Below are 19755 nucleotides of genomic sequence, written 5' to 3'. Positions count from 1 at the left end.
CCTCTTCCATCAAGGAAGAGGAGGGTGATTGTCATCACGGCTCCCCCAAACGCGAACGGCCGGCGGGTTACCCCGCCGGCCGTTGCATTAAGTGACGCCGGTAAGCGCTATTCGGTGACCGGGAAGCCGCGGTCGCGCATCAGGGCTTGCGGGTCGGCGTCGCGGCCGCGGAAGGCGCGGTAGGCTTCGCCCGGGTCGACCGAGTTGCGCGGGGCGAACAGGGTTTCGACCAGGCGGCGCGAAGTTTCCGGATCGTAATAGCTGCCAGCCTCTTCAAAGGCTTCGGCGGCATCGGCGGTCAGGACGTCGGCCCACATATAGCCGTAATAACCGGTGGCATAGCCTTCGCCCTCGAACACATGCCCGAATTGCGGGCTGCGGTGACGCATGACGATTTCGTCCGGCATGCCGAGGCGTTCCAGGGTCTCGCGCTCGAAAGTGTCGGGATCGCCGATCTCTTCGGGCGGGGTCATGTGATAGGCCATGTCCATCAGCGCGGAGGCAAGATATTCGCCGGTCGAGAAGCCCTGGTTGAAATTATTCGCCGCACGGATGCGGGCGATCAATTCCTGGGGCATGGGCTCGCCATCGACATTGACCAGGTAGTTGTTGACCACCGGGTCGGTCAGCAGCCAGCGCTCGAGCAATTGCGACTGGAATTCGGTGAAGTCGCGGACGCCGCCATTGAGGGTCGGGTAGGCGACATTCGAGGACAGGCCGTGCAGGGCATGGCCGAATTCGTGGAAGAAGGTGGTCGCATCATCCCAGGAGACCAGGACAGGCTGGCCCGGTGCCGGCTCGACGAAGTTGGAATTATTCGTCGCCAGGACATTGGTCTGCCCGTCATAAGTGGTGTGGCCGCGGAAGCTGTTGGCCCAGGCGCCCGAGGACTTGCCGGTGCGGGCATAGGGGTCGAGATACCACAGGCCGATATTGGCGCCGGTGTCGCGATCGGTGACTTCCCAGACGCGCACGGTCGGGTGCCAGACCGAGACGGTGCCTTCGGGCAATTCGGAGAAGTTGAAGCCGAACAATTCGCCGGCGACGTAGAACATCCCCTCGCGCAGATTGTCGAGCTGGAGATACTGGCTGACTTCCTCGCTATCGAGATCATAGCGCGCGGCGCGCACTTTCTCGGCATAATAGCGATAATCCCAGGGCGCGATGGTGATGTCGGCGCCTTCGCTGTCGGCCAGGGCCTGCATGTCGGCGACTTCCTCATGGATGCGCGCGACGGCGGCGGTCCAGACGCCTTCCATCAATTCCATCGCGCGTTCCGGCGTGCCGGCCATGCGGTTTTCCAGACGCCACTGGGCGTAATTCTCATAGCCCAGCAGTTCGACGCGTTCGTCGCGCAGGGCGAGGATTTCCATGATCAGGGCGTTATTGTCGTACTCGTCGCCATTATCGCCGCGATTATAGTAATCCCGCCAGACGATTTCGCGCAGATCGCGCTCGTCGGAGAAAGTCAGGAAGGGGTCCATCGAGGAGCGGGTATTGGTGATGGCGTATTCGCCCTCATGACCGCGCGCGGTGGCGGCCGCAGCCGAGGCCTGGACGAAGCCGTCCGGCAGGCCGGAAAGCTGGTCGGCGCTGATGTAATGGACGTAGTTTTCCTCGTCATGCAGAAGATTGGACGAGAAGGCGGTGTAGAGCTCGGACAGACGCTGGTCGATCGCGGCATAGCGCTCGGCGGCTGCGCCTTCCAGCGTCGCGCCATTGCGGGCGAAGCCATCATAGGTCAGCTGCACCAGGCGCTGCTGGTCGGGGCGCAGGGACGCCATTTCATCGCCCTCATAGACGGCGCGGACGCGGGCGAAGAGCGCGGCATTCTGGGTGATCTGCGAGGAGAAGGCCGACAGGCGCGGGGCCATCTCGGCCTGGATGGCGCGGAATTCCGGCGTCGACATGTTGGACGACCAGATGCCCCAATAGCGGAAGACATTGCCGAGCGGCTCGCCGGCCCGTTCCATTGCGACGATGGTGTTCTCGAAGCTGGCAGGCTCGGGATTATTGGCGATGGCATCGATCTCGGCGAGATTGAGCGCCATGCCCTCTTCGAGGGCCGGCTTGAGGTCGTCAAGGCTGGCGGTATCGAAATTCGGCACACCGCCGAACGGGCCGGTCCATTCCGCGAGCAGCGGGTTTGAGGACATGACGGTCTCCGTGGTCTCGGTGGTGGTGGATGTATCGGCCGGGCTGGCTGTGGTGGTCTGGTCAGCAGGGGTGCAGGCCGCGGCAAACAGCGCGGCGGTGCTGACGGTAATCATCATCAGATGACGCATGGCAGGTCCTTTCGGGTCAATTCGTTGCGGCGAACCTATCGCTTCCGCGCATGGCTGGAAAATTAAGAATTCACCATCTTGTCCGCCGCCGCCGCTTGATCACGCGGGCGGTGCAGACGATGCTCCCGTCGGCCTTCACCGGACCGGAGACAGATCAGTGCGGATCATCGCCATCATACTGATTGCAACGATCACTCTGTTGTTGATGTGGGGCGTGTGGCGCCAGCCTGCAAGCCTGACACCCGATCCGGACCTGCAGCTGCGCGTCGTCGAACGGGCCGCGGCGGGGCCGGGGCCCTACCTGGTCGGGGTGCAGCCCTGGCTCGAGCCGGGCCATTACCATAGCGCCGCCGCGCTGTATCAACGGCTCTCGGCCTATCTTGATGAAATCCGGGATGAAATTGACGCCGAACCGGGCTCGATCATCGTGTTTCCCGAGCATGTCGGTACCTGGCTGGTCGCCGCTGGCGCGCCGCATTCCGCCTTCACCGCCGACGCCACCGCTGCCGCAATGACGGCGCTGGTGGCGGCCAATCCGCTACGCTTTGCCGCAGCCTGGCTTGGCTCGGACGAGGAGGACCGCATGGCGGCGGCGATCTTCCGCATGCGCGCTGCGGCGATGGCGCGGGACTACCAGGCGGTGTTCTCTGCCCTGGCGGCCGAGTATCGCGTCACCATTGCCGCCGGCTCCATCGTGCTGAGCGAACCGCGCGTCGAAAACGGCGTGCTGATCGCCGGTGATGGCCCGCTCTACAATACCGCTGCGCTGTTCCACCCCGACGGCATGATCGACCCGCAACTGGTGCGCAAATCCCACCCGATCCCGAGCGAGACGCCCTTCACCGCCGCCTGGCCCGCGGAAAACCTGCCGGTGTTCGACACACCGTCGGGGCGTCTGGCGGTGCTGATCTGCGCCGATAGTTGGCATCCCGACCTCTATGCCAGCGTGCGCGCGCTTGATGCCGACATCATCGCCGTGCCGGCCTTCCTGCAGCCCTCTGGCGTCTGGGACGAGCCCTGGGGCGGCTATACCACCGGCTGGCCCGATGATGCCGACCGGGCCGATGCCGGCCGTCTCACCGAGGGTGAGGCCTGGCAGCGCCATGCCCTGGCCGGGCGTCTGGTCTCGGGCGGGGCGGAGTTTGGCATGACGGCCTATCTGCGGGGCCGGTTGTGGGATCTCGGCTCCGACGGGACCAATATCGCGGTCGAAGGCCGCACGGTATTTGTCAGCGACGGCCTCGATGGTGCGGCGCTGACCCTGCTGCCGCTGGGCCCGGCCGGCGAGTGAGGCGCAGGGCTCAGCCCGCCGCGAGCGCCGCCTCCACCTCTTCGGCCGCGCGTTCGGCGGCCTGCAGCGCGCCTTCGAAATAGCCGTAATACTGCGTCGCGGTCTCGGTGCCGGCGACATGGACCGGGCCGAAGGGGCGGCGCAATTCCATGCCGAGCGAGGTCCACACGCCGGGGCCCATCAGCGCGGCATAGCAGCCGCGGGTATATTCCTCGGCGACCCAGTCCTGGTCGACATAATCGATCGGATGCAGCGCCCGCTCGCCAAAGAAGCGGGCAAAGGCGGCCAGCACCGCCGCCTGGCGCTCGCCGGGATCGCGGCCGGACCAGTGGCGGGCATGATCGCCCTCGATAAAGCCGAGCAACAGGCCTGCCGTCTTGCCCTGTTCGCTATTGTCGAAGGTGACGCGGACCTCAAGATCAGGCCCGACCGCCTGGCCCGCCAGCCCGTCCTCGCGCCAGAAGGGCGTCTCATACTGGGCGATGCATTTGATACAGGCGCCTGGCGGCATGCGTTGCCAGAGGGCGGCACGGCGCGAGGGCAGGACCGGGTCATAACGCAGCCGCACGGCCTGGGTTGGCGGCAGGGCGAGGATGGCGCGGCGGGCGGTGAACTGCTGGCCCGAGGCCGTCACCGTAACACCGTCATCACCCCAGGCGATCCGCTCGACCGGATGGTTCAGCCTCACCCGGTCCCCAAGCCCCGCCGCCAGGCGCTGCGCCACCCCGGCCATATCGCCATGCACCCGGTCCTGCTGCGCGCCGCCGGTGGTGGCGAGGAGATTGTCGAGCGAGGTGCCGGCGCGGGCATAGAAGAGCGCGTGCAAGAGCGAGATCTCGTGCGGCTCGGCGGTGAAGACAGCGCCGATCCCGACGGCAAAGATATCGAAGGCCTGGCGGGTGAAGGCCTGTTTGCGCATCCATTGCCCGACCGTCTGGTGATCCCATTCAGCCGCCTTGGGGTGGGCCCACGGGCTCGCCGGGTCGAGCTGGGCCGCCATGGCGTCGAAGCGGGTCATCATCAGATGCACATTGACCAGGACATGCGGCGGCAGTTTCGGGATGGTGCCGGTATAGCGGCCGAGCTTTTCGCGGTTGAGGATCAGCCGGTCGCCGCTGTCCCAGAGCGGGTATGTCGTCATGCCGAGGCGTTCGATCAGGGCGTAGAGCCGGTCCTGGCCGGGTCCGACCCATTGTCCGCCGAGATCGGCGGTGTCGCCATTGGCGAAGCTGTGGGCCAGCGCCCGTCCGCCAACGCGGTCACGCGCCTCGAGCAGGATGACGTCATGACGGTCCCTGAGCAGGTCCGCTGCACGCAGGCCGGACAGACCGGCCCCGATGATGATAACGTCGCTCTCGTGTGCTGATGTCATGGCTCGCTCCCCGGGAGCGGCACGCTAGCATACCGGAACCGCGCCGAGCGAGGCCGGGATTTTTTGCCTGTTTACCTGACGCTAACCCTTTCGCCGTGCTGTCGCCGCAATCCCCGCTGATAAGCTGGGCCCTGTTTTCAGCGACCGGAGGTCTCACATGCGCATCCTTGCCGCCACCATCGCCGCCCTGTCCGTCTGCTTCCTGGTGCCCGCTCATGCGCAGGACCCGGAATACGGACAGCCAAGTGAGTATTCCGAGCCGGTCGACACCTATTCCCAGGATGAGCTGACCGAGGCGGTCAGTGATTTTTTCGGGGTCACCGCCGAAGCGGCGGCCAGCATGATGGAACGCATTTTCTCCGATCTGGGACGCCCGGTTGGCTATATCGCCGGTGAGGAAGTGTCCGGCGCGGTCGGTTTCGGCCTGCGCTATGGCGAGGGCTATCTGACGATGAAGAGCGGTGTGCGCGAGAAGGTCTACTGGCGCGGTCCGTCGGTGGGCTGGGATGCAGGCGGCAATGCCAGCCGCGTCTTCGTGCTGGTCTATAATCTCGACGACCCGGCCCTGCTGTTCCAGCGCTTCCCGGGTGTTGAGGGCACGGCCTATCTGGTCGCTGGAATGGGCGTGAATTATCAGCGCGCCGACGATATCACCCTGGCACCGATCCGCTCCGGGGTCGGCCTGCGCGCTGGCGCCAATGTCGGTTATCTGGCCTATACCCGCCGCCGCGCCTGGTTACCTTTCTAGTGAAGATACGCCCCTGCGAGCCAGCCGATCATGCCGGTGTCGACACTCTGCTTCGAAGCGCCTTTCCCGAACCGGGTGAGGCACGGCTGGTGGTCGCCCTGCGCGCGGCTGATGCCGACACGCTCGAGCTCGTCGCCGAACTAGATGGCCGGATTGCGGGCGTCGCGATGTTTTCCCCCGCGATGGCGAAGCTGGATGATGGGCGCGAAATTCCCGGTCTCGGCCTCGGGCCCGTCGCTGTATTGCCAGACTATCAAAATCGCGGCATTGGCGCGGCCCTGATCGAGGCCGGACTCGACTTTATCCGTACGTTGGGGCCGAGCTATTGCATCGTGCTCGGCGATCCGGACTTCTATAGCCGTTTCGGCTTTGAGCCAGCGCCCGCCCTCGACCTGCATTGGGCCGATGACCCGGAAGACAAGACCGGAAATGCCTTCCAGGTGCAGGCCCTCAATGATGCCGCGCATCTGCCGCGCGGCACCCGGATCGCTTATCACCCTGCCTTTGATGGCGTTTGAGCCTACTCGCCGTCAGCGGCGTGGATCGCCCGGTGATCAAAGCTGAGCACGCGTGACATCCGCCAGGCATCGCCTTCCAGCCGCCACAGCGTCGTGAAGCCGGCGCGTCCGGTCAGCTCGGGTTCTGCGCCCGGGCGCACGATGCTGAACATGTGTTCGCCGCTCTGCACCGCGCCATAGAGCACGCCATTATCATAGAGCGGGTGCAGGACCAGCGAGCCGTCGACCAGGGTCCGGGTCACATGATAATCCGGGCCGCAGATATTGCGGTCTATGCTGTCGATGAAGGCGGTGCGACCCAGGGTGATGCCGCCGATATCGTGGTAGAATTCCAGGTCCTCGCTCGTCAGCTCGGCCATGAGTTCGAGGTCACAGCCGTTATAACCCAGCTCGAACACCTGCCGGTCGAGCTCCGCGAAACGGGCGTCGAGATCGGCCGCCGGGGCCTCCTGGCTCCATGCGGGTGTGGCCATGAGTGCAATCAGACATATTCCAGCTTGCAGGCGCATCATTGAAGACTCCCATTCCTTGTAAAGCTGGGCGCATCTAGCCCGCGCCGCGCCCGCCCCGGCAAGCGGGAAAGCCATTGCGGCGATCCCGCACTACCGCTGCGGATTATTGCGCGATACTGTGTGTGCAAACATGCGGCTGGTGGCAGCCAAGGGGGAGATCGACATGACCGAAGGCAGTACCATGGGCGGCCTGATCCTGCTGGTCGGAATCGGCGCTCTCTTCGTCCTGATGCTGGCCAGGCAGATCCCCTTCCAGATTATCGGGCGCATCGTCGGGCCGGTCTTCCGGCCTATCGGCAAACTATTTGGCCTGAAGGCGATCACGCGCGCGGGTCCCGGCTCGGTGCGGCCGGCACATATGGGGCCGAGCGCCTGGGCCGCGCTCTCACGCGCGGCGCGTTCGCAGACCGAAACCGAAAAAGCCCTCGGTGCCGATTTCGCGCATGAGGATGCGCATCTCAAGCGCCATGGCTTTCTGTTCCACTGGACCGGCGTCAAGGTTGGCTATATCCGCACGCCCGGCGAACTGACGCTCGAGGTGGCCGAGGACTATTACCGGCAGGGCGCGACATTTCTCAATGGCCGGGTCAAGATATCCGCCAATCCGCAAAATCTATATGAGGATGAGGAAGGCGCGGTTATCGCCGAATATTTCCCGGCCGATGCCGGTTGTCTCTATCTCCTCAACGAAATGCGCAAGACGATCAACTCCAATGTCCGCAAGCTGACCGTCGTCTTCTCGACCATTATCGCCATCGTGCTGATCATCAACCTGCTCTATAATGACGGAAGCCTGATCGCACTGGCCGGGCCGATGTCGCTGGGCCCCTTCACCATGAGTGCGGCCGATCTCAGCCAGGCCATGTTTGCGGGCCTGTCGACGATTGGCGGTGCGTTTGCGATGTGGATTATCTATTTCATGGAATATGTGCCCTATCAGCGCAATAACTTCCGTGAATTATCCAATTTCGTCACCCGCTATCTCGCCCGCCTCAACGACCATTTCCGCACCGCTGAAGGCCAGGCCAAATCAGTCACTGTCGGTCAGGAAAAGGATGCTGCGAAATTCTCGCACTCGGCGCGGATGTGGCATACGAATGTGCTCTGGATCGCCCAGCGGATCTTTTTTATCGAGAGTTTCGTTCGCAATATCATGTTCCAGATGCTGCGAAATTCCGGCTATTATCTGGTCTTTGTGCCGCTGATCTTTACCGTCGTGCTGGCCGGGCTCAACCTGGCCCTGATCGAGTGGACCGGCTTCGATGCCGGCGCCCGTCTGGCGGATCTCGGAATTATCTTCCTGATCCTGTTCGTGGTGCTGGTCAGCATCTACGCCGTCTTCCTGCGCCGTTCGATGGCGAGCATTGACGAGATCAACCAAGATGAATGGATCGGGTTCGACAGCCTGTTGCTGGAAAATGTGCTCGGCGAGATCGTCGGCAAATATGCCGAGGATGTCGGCTATTGGAAAAACCGCATTGGCGGTAGTTTCTGACCCTCAGGCCTAGCTGATCTTGACGTGATCGCCCTCGCACAGGGCGTGATCCGACAGCGTCTCGATGACGCGGCATTGATCGACCTCGCCATGGGCGCAGTGATCGAGCATGCGTGCCAGCTCCATCCGCACCGCCTCCAGCCCGGCAATGCGGCGCTCGACCTCGGCCAATTGCCGGCTGGCAATGGCATCGGCGCGCTCGCACGACTGGCTGGGCCGGTCGGAGAGTTCCTGCAGCGCGCGCAGATCATCGAGCCCGAAGCCGAGCGCCCGGCCATGGCGGATGAAGCGCAGGCGCTCGATATCGGCCTTGTCATAGCGCCGCTGGCCACCGTCTGAGCGCGGCGGTGCGGCGAGCAGGCCGATGGTCTCATAATAGCGGATGGTCGGGACCTTGACCCCGCTCGCCCGCGACAGCTTCCCGATCGACAAGTCTGACATTTGTGCTTGAACCTCTAGTGACTAGAGAGATTAGGGTGTTCCTGAAGCGATTGGCAAGGAGTGGATTTGATGTCGGGAAGTTGTTGCGAAGCCAGGGAATTCGACGGCATGAGCCCCGGATTCCGGCGCGCCCTGATCGCGGTCATCATCATCAATGCCGCCATGTTCGTGGTCGAGATGCTGGCCGGGGCCGCTGCCCAGTCACAGGCGCTGAAGGCCGATGCGCTTGATTTCTTCGCTGATGCCGCGACCTACGGGCTCTCCCTCTGGGTGATCGGCAAGCCGCCGGGCTGGCGCGCCAATGCCGCCCTGGTGAAGGCGGGCAGCCTGTTTGTGATGGGCGCCTCGATTCTCGCGCTGGCACTCTACCGGGCGATCTTTGTCGCCCAGCCGGTGGCAGAATTGATGGGCGGGATCGCGCTGCTGGCACTGGTGGCGAATGTGATCAGCGTGTTGATCCTGATGCGCTGGCGCGATGGCGATGCCAATGTGCGCTCGGTCTGGCTGTGCTCACGCAATGACGCGATCGGCAATATCGCCGTCTTCGTCTCGGCCGGTATTGTCTGGCTCACTCACAGCCACTGGCCCGATATCATTGTCGCGGTCGGTATGGCCGGCCTCTTCCTCAGCTCGGCCTTCCAGATCCTGACCCAGGCGCGCCGCGAACTGGCCGGACAGCAGGCCGCGCCGCTCTAGCGATGGCCTCCGGTCGAGAAGACCGAACCAAGCAGATCGTCTGATTGGCGCGACTCATGACTGTGCTGGTAGGGCCGTTCCTGCGGAGCGGTCCCGGGAGCGGCACAGCTGGTGCAGCCCGAGGCGATACGCTCGCGAACCGCTGCCAGCTGGAGTGACAGATCATGGAACCGGTCCTGGCCTTCATGCCAGAGCCGGGCCGTGTCCTGGCAGCGCGCTTCGTCGAAGCGGTTCTCCTCCAGGCAGCGATTATAGGTCCGGCAAGAGGCGGTCGCGAACCGATAGGACGCGTCGAGATCGGTTTCGAACGCGGCGATCAACTCCTGGGTCTGTGTATCCGCCACACTGGCCGAGCGGCCCGGATCAACCTGGATGGTCTCCCGATAGCGGTGGATCTCCTCCAGCATGCCCAGGCGTTGTTCGGCCAGGCCGGCAACCTGGCACATATTGGTTGCGGGCTCGACGGTGTCGACGGCGCGCGGCGGCGGCGGGGACGGGTGGGAATGTGGCGGCATGCTGCCTGGCGACTGGGTCGTGGCACAGGCCGACAGGACGCTCGCGGCAGCCAGGAAAAGTGTGATTTTTCTCATGGATATCAATTCCTTTGTGAGTCACTGGCAAGCGGGCTGGCGGGCCCGGCCTGACCGTCATCCATTGCGGCCTGGTAGCAGCCGGGCTGATCGAGCTCATGCCCATTGCTGCGCCGCGCCTCGTCGACGCGTTGTTGCCAGGCGACATAGAAGCGATCACCCGAGCTTTCCGCTTCCCGGAGCAGGGCCCGGGAAATGCGGGTCCAGCGTTCGGAGGGGGTGCCACTGCTGCTGGTGAATTCACGGCGCAGCTGTATTGCCCTTGCATGCCCGAGATCGGCGGCGCGGCGCAGATAGCTGTCGGCGCGCTCCGGGCTCTCGACCAGGCCGCACAGGCGATAACTGCCCTGGACCGTGCCGGTGCCATAGATCAGGGCGAGATTGAAATTGGCACCGCCATTGCCGCGCTCGGCGGCGGTGTCGAGCCATTCCATGGCGCTGTCTATGCTCTGGACCACGCCCAGACCGGTGGCGAACATAATGCCCATCAGATTCTGGGAATCGGCGTCGCGGGCATTGATGGCTGCATGACAGATCAGGGTGACGGTTTCCTGCGAGGTCAGCGCGCCGGTCTGGTCATAGCCCATTTCACGCTGGAAATCGCGCACCGAGCGCCGGGTCACCGGGCCGTAGGAGCCGTCGACCGGGCCGGAATAGAAGCCAAGCGCGGCCAGCGCCCGCTGGCGGGCGATCAGCTGAATGATATCGCCCGTACTGTCGGGTTGGCCGGCGCCATAGGCGATGCGTGCGAGACTGTCGGGATCGGTGGGACAGGAATATTGCAGCACAGCAGTCTGAAGTCTCTGCTGGGCCGCCAGCGTCGCCTGCACGCCACTCGGCGAGCCGGCATGCAAGGATCGGTTCCAGGCATCGCGGGCCTGTTCCATCTGCTCCATCGCCTGATAGGCATCGCCGACATTCAGCCAGCACCGCGCCAGGTCGGGGGCCATCCGCCGTGCCTCCTCGGCACTATAGGGCGCCGGGCAAATGCGTTCCCCGGGCGTGCCGAAATAGCGCGAGCGCGAGGTGTAGCGCGGGTTGGCGTAGGAGCGCGGATAGTCGCTGGAGACGGGCTGGTTTGTGAAAGAGAGCGGCCGCGTCGGGCTTGTCCCGGCCGGATCGCCATAGATGACCCGGTCTGTATTGAGCCCATCGCCGCTATAGCCGCCCGCTGGCCTGTCCTGGAAAAGGCTGCCCTGGTAGGCCTGGTCCGGATAGGTGCCGTCCTGATAGGAATAGAAATTATCGCGACTGCCGTCCGGGGCAAGGCTGGCCGGGCCTGTGGGATCCGGCACGGTGTCGGCGCCGAAGGGCCACCACCAGCGGCGCTCATTCGTATCCGGGCAGGCCTGGACCGCACAATAGCCCGCGCGATAGGCGCGCGAATGGGTAAAGCCGAGGATCGCGACCAGACCGATGACGACCAGAATCGTCGCCGCGGCCTGTGTCAGCAAGGCTGTTACCCGATCCATCATCTACGCACATCCCCCGCGCCGTTCCGAACCACGTCGAGTTTCAGTTAACGACCATTAACCATACTAGCTGTAGGTGCCGCATATCACCATACGCCTCAGGCGAGATTGCAGGAAAATTTGGCAACCGAGCGGGGAAAATGGCTTTTTCTCCAACAGGTTGAATGGGCGCTCTCTGACTCTCCCTTCAGGCGAGTCGGGTCGTCTCGAAACGGATCTCTGGCCAGAGCGCGTGCTGGCGCAGGCATTTTGCATTCCAGCCCGTCTTGTCGGCGAGGTCCTCGACCGGGCGGACGTGCAGGGAGAAGAGCTCGTCGAGCCCGTAGGGGGCGAGCACCTCCATTTCACCCTTGCGGTCGAGACGGACCGCGACGGCATGGGTGTGGGAGGCGAAGTGGGCGACGGCGTCGGCCGTGCTCGTCAGCGGCGCGCGGGTGACGCCATGCTTGGCGCCAAACCAGAGATGGACGCGGGCCTGGTTGCGGATCTCGACGATGGCATCGAGATCGGCGAACACGGTCTCGCCGGCCTTGATGACGACATCCTCGGCCGCCTCGCTGAGATCGGAGGCGTCGTAATAGCCGAGGTCATAATCATTGACGCCAAAGGCCGGATCGCGCCCGGTCAGGGCATTCCACACCGCCTGGTAGACGGCGCCGGCCATCAGGCCATGATCGGGCAGCTCCATCGCCGCGGCACGTTGCAGCACCGTCATCGCCAGCGGATTGGCCCCCACCGCCTCGACCAGAAAGGCCTGCTGTGCGTCGGCTCCAGCGTTGGCGAGGCGGCGGGGGTTGAGCATCAGCCGCGCAGCGTGCCGCCGGTGGCACCGGAGACCTTGGCGATCACCTTGGCGGCGACGGCGTCGATATCCTCATCGGTCAGCGTCTTGTCGCGCGGCTGCAGCACGACCTCGATCGCCAGCGAGGTCTGGCCCTCGGGCACACCCTTGCCCTCATAGACGTCGAATACGGTGACATCGCTGATCAACGCCTTGTCGGCGCCCTTGGCGGCGCGGATCAGGGCATCGGCGGCGACGCTCTTGTCGACGAGGAAAGCGAAATCGCGTTTCACCGGCGTCAGATCGGCGCGGTCGAGCTGGGTGCGGGCCTTGAGGCTGTTGGCCTTGCGCGGCTGCGGGATGGCGTCGAGCACGATCTCGAACGCCAGTACGCGGCCATCAATGCCCAGCGCCTTGAGCACGCGCGGATGGATCTCGCCAAACTCGGCCATCACATTCTTCGGCCCCAGGCGCAGCACGCCGGAACGGCCCGGATGCCACCAGTCGCGCGCTTCCGGCGCCACCTGCAGCGAAGCGGCAGGCGCACCGGCGGCCTCGAGAGCGGCCATCGCATCGGCTTTCACATCGAACACATCGGGCTGGCGCGAGCCGGTCCAGTGACGGCCGCTGGTAATGCGGCGTACGCCGGTGGCGACCAGAAGCTGGCCGTCGGGCGCATCGGTGAGATAGACCGGGCCAACTTCAAACAGGCGTGCATCGGCAAGGCCGCGATCGGCATTGGCCTGCAGCGCCGTCAGAAGATGGATCAGCGCCGTCGGGCGCATCACGTCGAGCTCCGAGGAGATCGGGTTTTCCAGCGCCAGGCCGGCGCCCTGACCACCAAACAGCGCCGCCTGCGAGGTCTCGCAGAAGGACCAAGTCACCGCCTCTTGATAGCCCCGCACGGCCAGGGCGCGGCGGGCGTGGCGGGCGCGCAATTGCATCACCGTGGCCGGCGCCTGACGGCGTACCGAGGGACGTTCCAGCGAAGTCGCGACCAGCTTGTCGAAGCCGTGGATGCGGGCGATTTCCTCGACCAGATCGGCCTTCAAGGCACAATCCATCCGCCAGCTCGGCACACCGACGGTCAGCACATCGCCGGCTCCGCTCGGCTTGAAGCCGAGCGTGGTGAGGATGCGCAGGATTTCGGCGCGCGGCAGGTCGAGCCCGGTCAGGCGTTTGACCTCGGTGATCGGGAAATCGATATCGGCCGGCGCGGCGGGCGTTTCGCCGAAGACGACCGTCTCGGAGGCTTCGCCGCCACAGATGTCGAGGATCAGCCGCGTCGCGTATTCGATGCCGTCACGCACCGATTGCGGGTCGACGCCGCGCTCGAAGCGGTATTTGGCGTCGCTGTCGATGCCGGTCGCCTTGGCAGTGGCGCGGGTGATCAGCGGATCAAACCAGGCGCTCTCGATGAAGACATCGGTGGTGGCCTCAGTGCAGCCCGAATAGGTGCCGCCCATGATGCCGCCGAGGCCGAGGCAATGCGCCTCGTCAGCGATGACGCACATGGTCTCGGTCGGCGCATAGCTCTTCTTGTCCAGCGCTTCGAACGTGTCGCTATCGCCGGCACCGCGGCGCGCATGCAGATTGCCGCTCAGTTTCGCCGCGTCATAGACGTGCAGCGGGCGGCAGCGATCATAGGAGATCAGATTGGTGATGTCGGCGAGCGCGTTGATCGGACGCAGGCCGATGGATTTGAGCAGGGTCTGGATCCAGTCCGGCGAGGCGACATTCTTCACGCCGCGGATCAGCCGCCCGGCGAAGACCGGACAGGCGTCCGGCCAGTCGAGCTCGACCTTGATCGGGCAGGGAAATGTGCCTGGAACCGGCTCGATCGGCACATCCTTGAGGGTGCCGATACCGGTGGCCGCGAGATCGCGGGCGATGCCGCGCACGCCGAGCCAGTCGGGACGGTTGGGCGTAACTTCGAAATCAATGACGATATCGTCCTGGCCGAGCGCCACGACCGCCGGCGTGCCGACCGCCCAATCGCCCTCAAGGTCGATAATCCCGTCATGATCCTCGCCGAGTTCCAGCTCCTTGGCCGAACACATCATGCCCGAGCTTTCGACGCCGCGGATCTTGCGCGGCTTCTTGTCGAGCGAGAAATCCAGACCCGGGATATAGGCGCCCAGCGGCGCATAGACCGCACGCATGCCGGTGCGGGCATTGGGCGCGCCGCAGACGATCTGCTTGATCCCGTCAATGGTCTCGACGGTGCAGACACGCAGCTTGTCGGCATCGGGGTGGGCGACGGCCTCCTTGACATAAGCGACCGTGAAGGCGCCGAATTTCTCGGCCGGATTGTCGATCTCTTCGATCTCGAGACCGGCCATGGTCATGGCCTCGGCGATCTCGTCGAGCGAGGCCGTGGTCTCGAGGTGGTATTTCAGCCAGGAGAGGGGGAATTTCATTATTGATATCCGGCCGCTGCACGCGCCGCTCCCAAATTCTCGAAAACATCGGATTCACCGCGCTGGCACATGGCCACGCGCTCGGCCCGCGCCCCGCCGACCGGCGAGGTCTGCCAGCAGCGGCCGAAGACCGAGCAGTAGCAGACCTGCAATTCCCATTCGTCCCAGGCCCGGGCCGCGGCCTGCAGGTCCTCGGGCGTGATATCGGCGCGATCCCAGCGGATCCGGATCGGGGTGACGAGCTGGTCCGGCGCCAGGGCGCGGCCGGTCAGGACGGCCCAGGACAGGTCATAGCCATCCGGGAGCTGCTCGCCATAGGCTTCCATCGAGTCGACGGCCACGCCATTGCGGTAAAGCGTCACCGATTCGACCAGCGCTGGACCGACGCCATTATTGGCGATCCGGATGCCCAGACTCGCCTCCTCTGGCGTCGTCGAGACGAAACCATCCACCTGCAGCACCGGAAAGACCGAGCCATGCTGCTGATCGCGCATCACCCGGCCCTGGTCCCAGGCGACATAGAGCGCCGCGATGCCCACGAGCATCGCGCCGATCCCGGTCAGGGTCTGGTGGTTATGGGTGAACCAGCGCCACATGACTAGCTCAGGCCCGTGGCCATATTCGCCTGCAGCAGCGGCGAGAAGCCGTAATGGCCGAGCCAGCGCTGGTCGGAATTGAAGAAGTCGCGCAGGTCCGGCGCGCCGTATTTGAGCATGGCGAGGCGATCGACGCCCATGCCGAAGGCGAAGCCCTGGTATTCGTCCGGGTCGAGGCCGCAATTGCGGATCACATTCGGGTGCACCATGCCGCAGCCGAGGATCTCCATCCATTGCTCGCCGGAGCCCACCTTCACCGCCTGGCCGACACGTTCATAGCGCACATCCATCTCCGCCGAGGGCTCGGTGAAGGGGAAGTGATGCGGGCGGAAACGGGTTTCCACCTGGTCGGTCTCGAAGAAGGCGGCGAGGAAATCCTCCAGCACGCCCTTGAGGTGACCCATATGGGTCTCCTTGTCGATCACCAGGCCTTCGACCTGGTGGAACATCGGCGTATGGGTCTGGTCCCAGTCACAGCGATAGACCCGGCCCGGCGCGATAATGCGCAGCGGCGGCGTCTGGCTCATCATGGTGCGGATCTGGACCGGCGAGGTATGGGTGCGCAAGACCTTGCGCTGGCCCTCGGCATCCGGCTGCATGAAGAAGGTGTCCTGGGTATCGCGCGCCGGATGGCCCTCGGGGAAATTCAGCGCGGTGAAATTGTGGAAGTCATCCTCCACGTCCGAGCCTTCGGCGACGGCAAAACCCATATCGGCGAAAATCACGGCAAGCTCTTCCATCACCTGGGTGATCGGGTGGATCGAGCCTTGCGGCTCCGGCCGCACCGGCAGGGTGACATCGATCGTCTCACTGCTGAGCGCCGCATCAAGCGCGGCCGCTTCCAGCATCGCCTTGCGCGCATCGATCGCCGCGCCGAGTCGGTCCTTGAGACCATTCAGCGCCGGGCCCATCACCTGGCGCTCCTCCGGGCTCATCCCACCCAGGCCGCGCATCATCAGCGAGACAGACCCCTTCTTGCCCAGCGCCCCGACGCGCACGGCATCAAGGCCGGCCTCATCGGTCGCGGCGGCGATCTGTGCGAGCACATCGGCTTCGAGTGCGTCGAGAGCAGCGGTATCGGTCATGTCTTCGTCCCTGGCCAGTCGTGCACGGGTTTAGCGTCTGGCATTTCAGGTGTCGACAGGGCTTGTCGGTGGAGGGGGATGTAGAGCCCTCCCACCGCACAATATAGCGTCATCCCAGCGCAGGCTGGGACCCAGCTCGTCGAGCGCCAGCCTGCGACGGCGGAGCGCCAACATAATGTCCGTCTGCGGTTGAATCTGGGTCCCAGCCTGCGCTGGGATGACGCTAAATTTGGCGGAATTGATTGAATCCCACCTGCGCCGCGCTCTCCCCGCACCCCCAAACGAAAAAAGCCCGCCGGCATCGCCAGCGGGCTTTCCCGTAACGTCAGTCGTCCAGCCTAGGCCAGCGCGGACTGCGCCTGATCCACCAGGGCCTTGAAGGCGTCCGGCTCGTGGATGGCGATGTCGGAGAGGACCTTGCGGTCAACCTCGATACCGGCCTTGATCAGGCCGTGCATCATGGTCGAATAGGTCATGCCGTGCAGGCGTGCGCCGGCATTGATGCGCTGGATCCAGAGGGCGCGGAAGGTGCGCTTCTTGGCACGGCGGTCGCGATAGGCGTACTGGCCGGCCTTTTCGACAGCCTGGACGGCAGCGCGGAAAGTGTTCTTGCGACGGCCGTAATAGCCTTTCGCTTTCTTGATAACTTTTTTGTGGCGGATGGCCGTAGCCGGGCCGGATGTCACTCGTGACATGGTATGCTCCTACTCAATGCCGGGGGCTTAAAGGCCGTACGGGAGATATTTCTTGATGATCTTCGTATCCTGAGCGGACAGGACAACCTGTCCCCGCTTGTCGCGGATCTGCTTGGGGGTACGCTTGATCATGCCGTGACGCTTGCCGGTCTGACCGGCTTTGATCTTGCCCGTGGCAGTGAGCTTGAAGCGCTTTTTGGCGCCGCTCTTGGTCTTCATCTTCGACATTTCCATCTCCTTTGCTGGATCGGCGAACCGGTCCGAGGGTGTGAACAGTCAGCGGGCATGTCGATTTGGCCCGGTAGACTGGTGATAAGAGAGCGGGGTTTATACGCGTCTGGCGGGGGATTGCAACAGCGCGAGGGAGTCTGAATCAGGCTGCGTGCTCATGCTCGCACAGGCCGCAATCCTTGATGTGATCATGGCCGGCGCGCGCCTGGCTGCGCCAATTGATCAGATGCGCTGCGGCCAGGATGGTGACGCCGGACAGGGTAATGATGGTTTCGACCAGCTGGCTGGACAGATGCAGGGCACCGACCGCCATCAGCGACAGCCCCAGAAGGCCCAGGGCGAGAATCGGCCAGCGCGCCCGGCTGGACCGCACGCTCCAGCCCAGGGCCAGCAGCGAAACCGGCGCCGCAATCGCCAACAGGCCCAGATGCCAGGCATGGCTGGCGCCAAGCGCTTCGCCGAGATTGGGGGCCAGCATGGGCGCGGCGGCGGCCGCGACCGGGAAAACCAGGCAATGAGCGACGCAAACCGCTGACAGGCTGATCCCGGTCAGATCCAGGGAGCCATTTCCAAAATTGAGCTTGGGCAGCAGGGCCATCATGATTTCATCCGCTTTGGTCGGAAATGATATAGTATAACATCCGTGCCGATGAAAGCCCCGGCCTCTGCCATGCGCAGTTCGTGCCGGACAGCAAACGGGCGGCCCTTTGTCGGAGCCGCCCGCTTTCAGTCGTCATGCAGCAGGGGCGTCAGCCCCCGGGGCTATTCGGCAAAGCCGAGTTCGGAGATTTCCAGCTGGGCCGGGGCGCTTTCGCCTTCGCGATAGGTACCAACCCAGATGTCGTAGGTTCCCGCAGCCGGCTGATCGAAATGAATGCCGGGATTGAGGCCGTTATTGTCATCATTGCAGATCCAATCGCCGCTGGGATCATTGATGACCAGCGTCGTGTCGGCCTCCGAGAGCACGGAGATGTAGAGGTCGAGCGAACCGGGGGTAAAGGTCAGCTCGTAATCCGGCGCGGCGGAGACATAGCCACGGCACATCGAATCGGCCGCTGATTGCGCGGCAAAGCTCCCGCCGGCGATGACGTCGACGACATGGGGGTCGGGCGAGAAACCGCCGGTCAGCGCGACCGAACCGAAATTGGCCTCCAGGGAGTAGTCGAGCGCACCGCCACCCCGGTATTCATCGCCAAAGGCCAGCTCGGAGATGTGCAGTGTGGCATCTTCCGGCTCGACCTCACCATAGGTGCCGACCCAGATATTGTAGACGCCCGAGGCTGGCTGGTCGAAATGCACACCGGGATTGAGGTTGCCGGCGCCATCATCATCGCAGAACCAGCTCCCGTCCGGCGCGTTGACGACCAGGGTCGTGTCGCCGTCCGAGCTTGCCGAGATGTAGAGATCCAGCGAGCCGGCCTCATAATTCAGGTTGAAATCCGGGGCCGTGGTCGAAAAACCGCGACAATTGCTGCCGATCGCCTCGTAAATCTCAACATCCCCGCCAGCCTGGAGGGCGAGATTGTAGGGATCGGGAATGAAGCCCGCCTGCAGTGAAACCGAGCCGTAATTGGCCGGCAGGTTGAAATCGAGCACGGCGGGCACGTCAATCTCGCCGCGGAAACCGGTTTCAGAGACGAAGAGTGTTGCATCGGCGAGGGTGCCACCGGAAAAACGGCCAGCCCAGATCGCATAGCGCCCGGCGACCGGATTGGTCAGCTGGATGCCTGGATTGAGGTCTTCGGCGCCGTCATCATCACAATGCCAATTGCCGTCGGGGCCCTGGACGATCAGCGTCGTATCGTACTCCGACTCCATCGACAGATAGAGATCGTGTTGATCATTGGCGGAATAATTCAGCCAGACGCTGGGTGCCTCGCTGATCTCGCCCCAGCAATAACCGCCGGTGCCGCGATTGCCGTCGAGATCGCCGCCGGCACGCACGGCGACGCGGCGCGGATCATCGCCGAAACCGGCGCGCAGGTTGAGGATGCCGGCACTGGGCTGAAGCGCCGCATTCGGCGCTCGCGAATAGGCATTGTCGCTGGAGAATCCGACTTCGGAAATGTGCAGCATGGTCGGCTCATAGCCACTCCCTGCCGACAGGGTGCCGACCCAGATATTATAGACGCCCGATTGCGGCGCGGCGAATTCGACGCCGGGATTGAGGCCCTGGCCTGGTGCATCATCATTGCAGTGCCAGCTGCCGTCCGGTGCATTGATGATCAGCGTCGTGTCGGCGTCGGAAGCCGCCGAGATGTAGAGCGGGTAGTCACCGGCATTGTATTGCACGTTGAGGGAAGGTTGGTAGGAGATATAGCCGGAGCAGGCATTGGCGAGATCGCCGGCATAAATGGCGCCGCCGGCCTGGATCCCGACCGATGTCGGATCCTCGGCAAAGCCCGCCGACAGGTTGACCGATCCATAGGCCGGTGCCGCCTCGACATCCTGTGCCTGTGCAACCCCGCCCAACATGATCACTGCTGCGGCACCGGCCGCCCATTTATAGCTCATCATATGTCTCCCC

General features: G+C 64.1%; 19 protein-coding genes. 5 read left to right on the top strand and 14 right to left on the bottom strand.

Features of this window, described 5'->3' with window-relative positions:
• Positions 1-107 precede the first annotated feature (107 nt).
• Positions 108-2273, bottom strand: a complete 2166-nt coding sequence (locus AAC023_RS03085) for a M3 family metallopeptidase (RefSeq protein ID WP_339738015.1) — start codon at positions 2271-2273, stop codon at positions 108-110.
• Between the two features lie 169 nt (positions 2274-2442).
• Between AAC023_RS03085 and AAC023_RS03080 the strand changes: the two genes are divergently transcribed.
• Positions 2443-3576 (top strand): nitrilase-related carbon-nitrogen hydrolase, encoded by a 1134-nt coding sequence (locus AAC023_RS03080; RefSeq protein WP_339738013.1) that lies wholly within the window; start codon positions 2443-2445, stop codon positions 3574-3576.
• Positions 3577-3586: 10 nt separating this feature from the next.
• On the opposite strand, the gene AAC023_RS03075 is transcribed toward AAC023_RS03080, so the two are convergent.
• Complete coding sequence (locus tag AAC023_RS03075) at positions 3587-4948, bottom strand: FAD-dependent oxidoreductase (protein WP_339738011.1); 1362 nt, start codon at positions 4946-4948, stop codon at positions 3587-3589.
• 157 nt (positions 4949-5105) lie between these two features.
• Between AAC023_RS03075 and AAC023_RS03070 the strand changes: the two genes are divergently transcribed.
• Positions 5106-5696: a DUF1134 domain-containing protein gene (locus tag AAC023_RS03070; RefSeq protein ID WP_339738009.1), complete on the top strand. Its 591-nt coding sequence runs from the start codon at positions 5106-5108 to the stop codon at positions 5694-5696.
• Entirely contained in the window at positions 5696-6214 is a 519-nt protein-coding gene (locus tag AAC023_RS03065; RefSeq protein WP_339738007.1) for an N-acetyltransferase, read from the top strand. The genes AAC023_RS03070 and AAC023_RS03065 overlap by 1 nt, the downstream gene beginning before the upstream one ends.
• 2 nt (positions 6215-6216) lie before the next feature.
• Here the strand turns inward: AAC023_RS03065 and AAC023_RS03060 are convergent, their stop codons facing one another.
• Positions 6217-6687 carry a nuclear transport factor 2 family protein gene (locus AAC023_RS03060; RefSeq protein ID WP_339738005.1) on the bottom strand — a complete coding sequence of 157 codons (471 nt, stop codon included), beginning with the start codon at positions 6685-6687 and terminating at the stop codon, positions 6217-6219.
• A gap of 202 nt (positions 6688-6889) precedes the next feature.
• Between AAC023_RS03060 and AAC023_RS03055 the strand changes: the two genes are divergently transcribed.
• Positions 6890-8221, top strand: a complete 1332-nt coding sequence (locus AAC023_RS03055) for a hypothetical protein (RefSeq protein WP_339738003.1) — start codon at positions 6890-6892, stop codon at positions 8219-8221.
• A 9-nt stretch (positions 8222-8230) separates the two neighbouring features.
• Here the strand turns inward: AAC023_RS03055 and AAC023_RS03050 are convergent, their stop codons facing one another.
• Positions 8231-8662, bottom strand: coding sequence for a helix-turn-helix domain-containing protein (locus AAC023_RS03050; protein ID WP_339738002.1), 432 nt, complete (start codon positions 8660-8662; stop codon positions 8231-8233).
• Between the two features lie 108 nt (positions 8663-8770).
• Between AAC023_RS03050 and AAC023_RS03045 the strand changes: the two genes are divergently transcribed.
• Positions 8771-9358, top strand: a complete 588-nt coding sequence (locus tag AAC023_RS03045; RefSeq protein ID WP_339738001.1) for a cation transporter — start codon at positions 8771-8773, stop codon at positions 9356-9358.
• Here AAC023_RS03045 and AAC023_RS03040 read toward each other — a convergent pair.
• The 10 genes from AAC023_RS03040 to AAC023_RS02995 all read right to left on the bottom strand — a co-directional run bounded on the left by AAC023_RS03040 (position 9355) and on the right by AAC023_RS02995 (position 19745).
• On the bottom strand, positions 9355-9948 hold the full coding sequence (locus AAC023_RS03040) for a hypothetical protein (RefSeq protein ID WP_339737999.1): 594 nt from the start codon (positions 9946-9948) through the stop codon (positions 9355-9357). The genes AAC023_RS03045 and AAC023_RS03040 overlap by 4 nt on opposite strands.
• Positions 9949-9953: 5 nt before the next feature.
• Complete coding sequence (locus tag AAC023_RS03035; RefSeq protein WP_339737997.1) at positions 9954-11423, bottom strand: peptidoglycan-binding protein; 1470 nt, start codon at positions 11421-11423, stop codon at positions 9954-9956.
• Between the two features lie 184 nt (positions 11424-11607).
• The gene (locus AAC023_RS03030; RefSeq protein ID WP_339737995.1) at positions 11608-12222 is read right to left on the bottom strand and encodes a nucleotidyltransferase family protein; all 615 of its coding nucleotides are present in this window, start codon (positions 12220-12222) and stop codon (positions 11608-11610) included.
• Positions 12222-14621: a phenylalanine--tRNA ligase subunit beta gene (gene pheT, locus AAC023_RS03025; protein WP_339737993.1), complete on the bottom strand. Its 2400-nt coding sequence runs from the start codon at positions 14619-14621 to the stop codon at positions 12222-12224. The genes AAC023_RS03030 and pheT overlap by 1 nt, the downstream gene beginning before the upstream one ends.
• Positions 14621-15217 carry a hypothetical protein gene (locus tag AAC023_RS03020; RefSeq protein WP_339737991.1) on the bottom strand — a complete coding sequence of 199 codons (597 nt, stop codon included), beginning with the start codon at positions 15215-15217 and terminating at the stop codon, positions 14621-14623. Before AAC023_RS03020 ends, pheT begins: the two co-directional genes overlap by 1 nt.
• A 2-nt stretch (positions 15218-15219) precedes the next feature.
• Positions 15220-16302 carry a phenylalanine--tRNA ligase subunit alpha gene (gene pheS / locus AAC023_RS03015; RefSeq protein ID WP_339737989.1) on the bottom strand — a complete coding sequence of 361 codons (1083 nt, stop codon included), beginning with the start codon at positions 16300-16302 and terminating at the stop codon, positions 15220-15222.
• A gap of 338 nt (positions 16303-16640) precedes the next feature.
• Positions 16641-16997 carry a 50S ribosomal protein L20 gene (gene rplT, locus AAC023_RS03010; protein ID WP_091769911.1) on the bottom strand — a complete coding sequence of 119 codons (357 nt, stop codon included), beginning with the start codon at positions 16995-16997 and terminating at the stop codon, positions 16641-16643.
• A 27-nt stretch (positions 16998-17024) separates the two neighbouring features.
• Positions 17025-17225 (bottom strand): 50S ribosomal protein L35, encoded by a 201-nt coding sequence (gene rpmI, locus AAC023_RS03005; protein WP_091769909.1) that lies wholly within the window; start codon positions 17223-17225, stop codon positions 17025-17027.
• Between the two features lie 145 nt (positions 17226-17370).
• Entirely contained in the window at positions 17371-17829 is a 459-nt protein-coding gene (locus AAC023_RS03000) for a MerC domain-containing protein (RefSeq protein WP_339737984.1), read from the bottom strand.
• A gap of 161 nt (positions 17830-17990) precedes the next feature.
• Complete coding sequence (locus AAC023_RS02995; RefSeq protein WP_339737982.1) at positions 17991-19745, bottom strand: hypothetical protein; 1755 nt, start codon at positions 19743-19745, stop codon at positions 17991-17993.
• Between the last annotated feature and the right edge of the window lie 10 nt (positions 19746-19755).

It is taken from the genome of uncultured Maricaulis sp., from assembly GCF_963976135.1.
Lineage (GTDB): Bacteria > Pseudomonadota > Alphaproteobacteria > Caulobacterales > Maricaulaceae > Maricaulis.
This window is presented reverse-complemented; position numbering and strand designations above follow the sequence as displayed.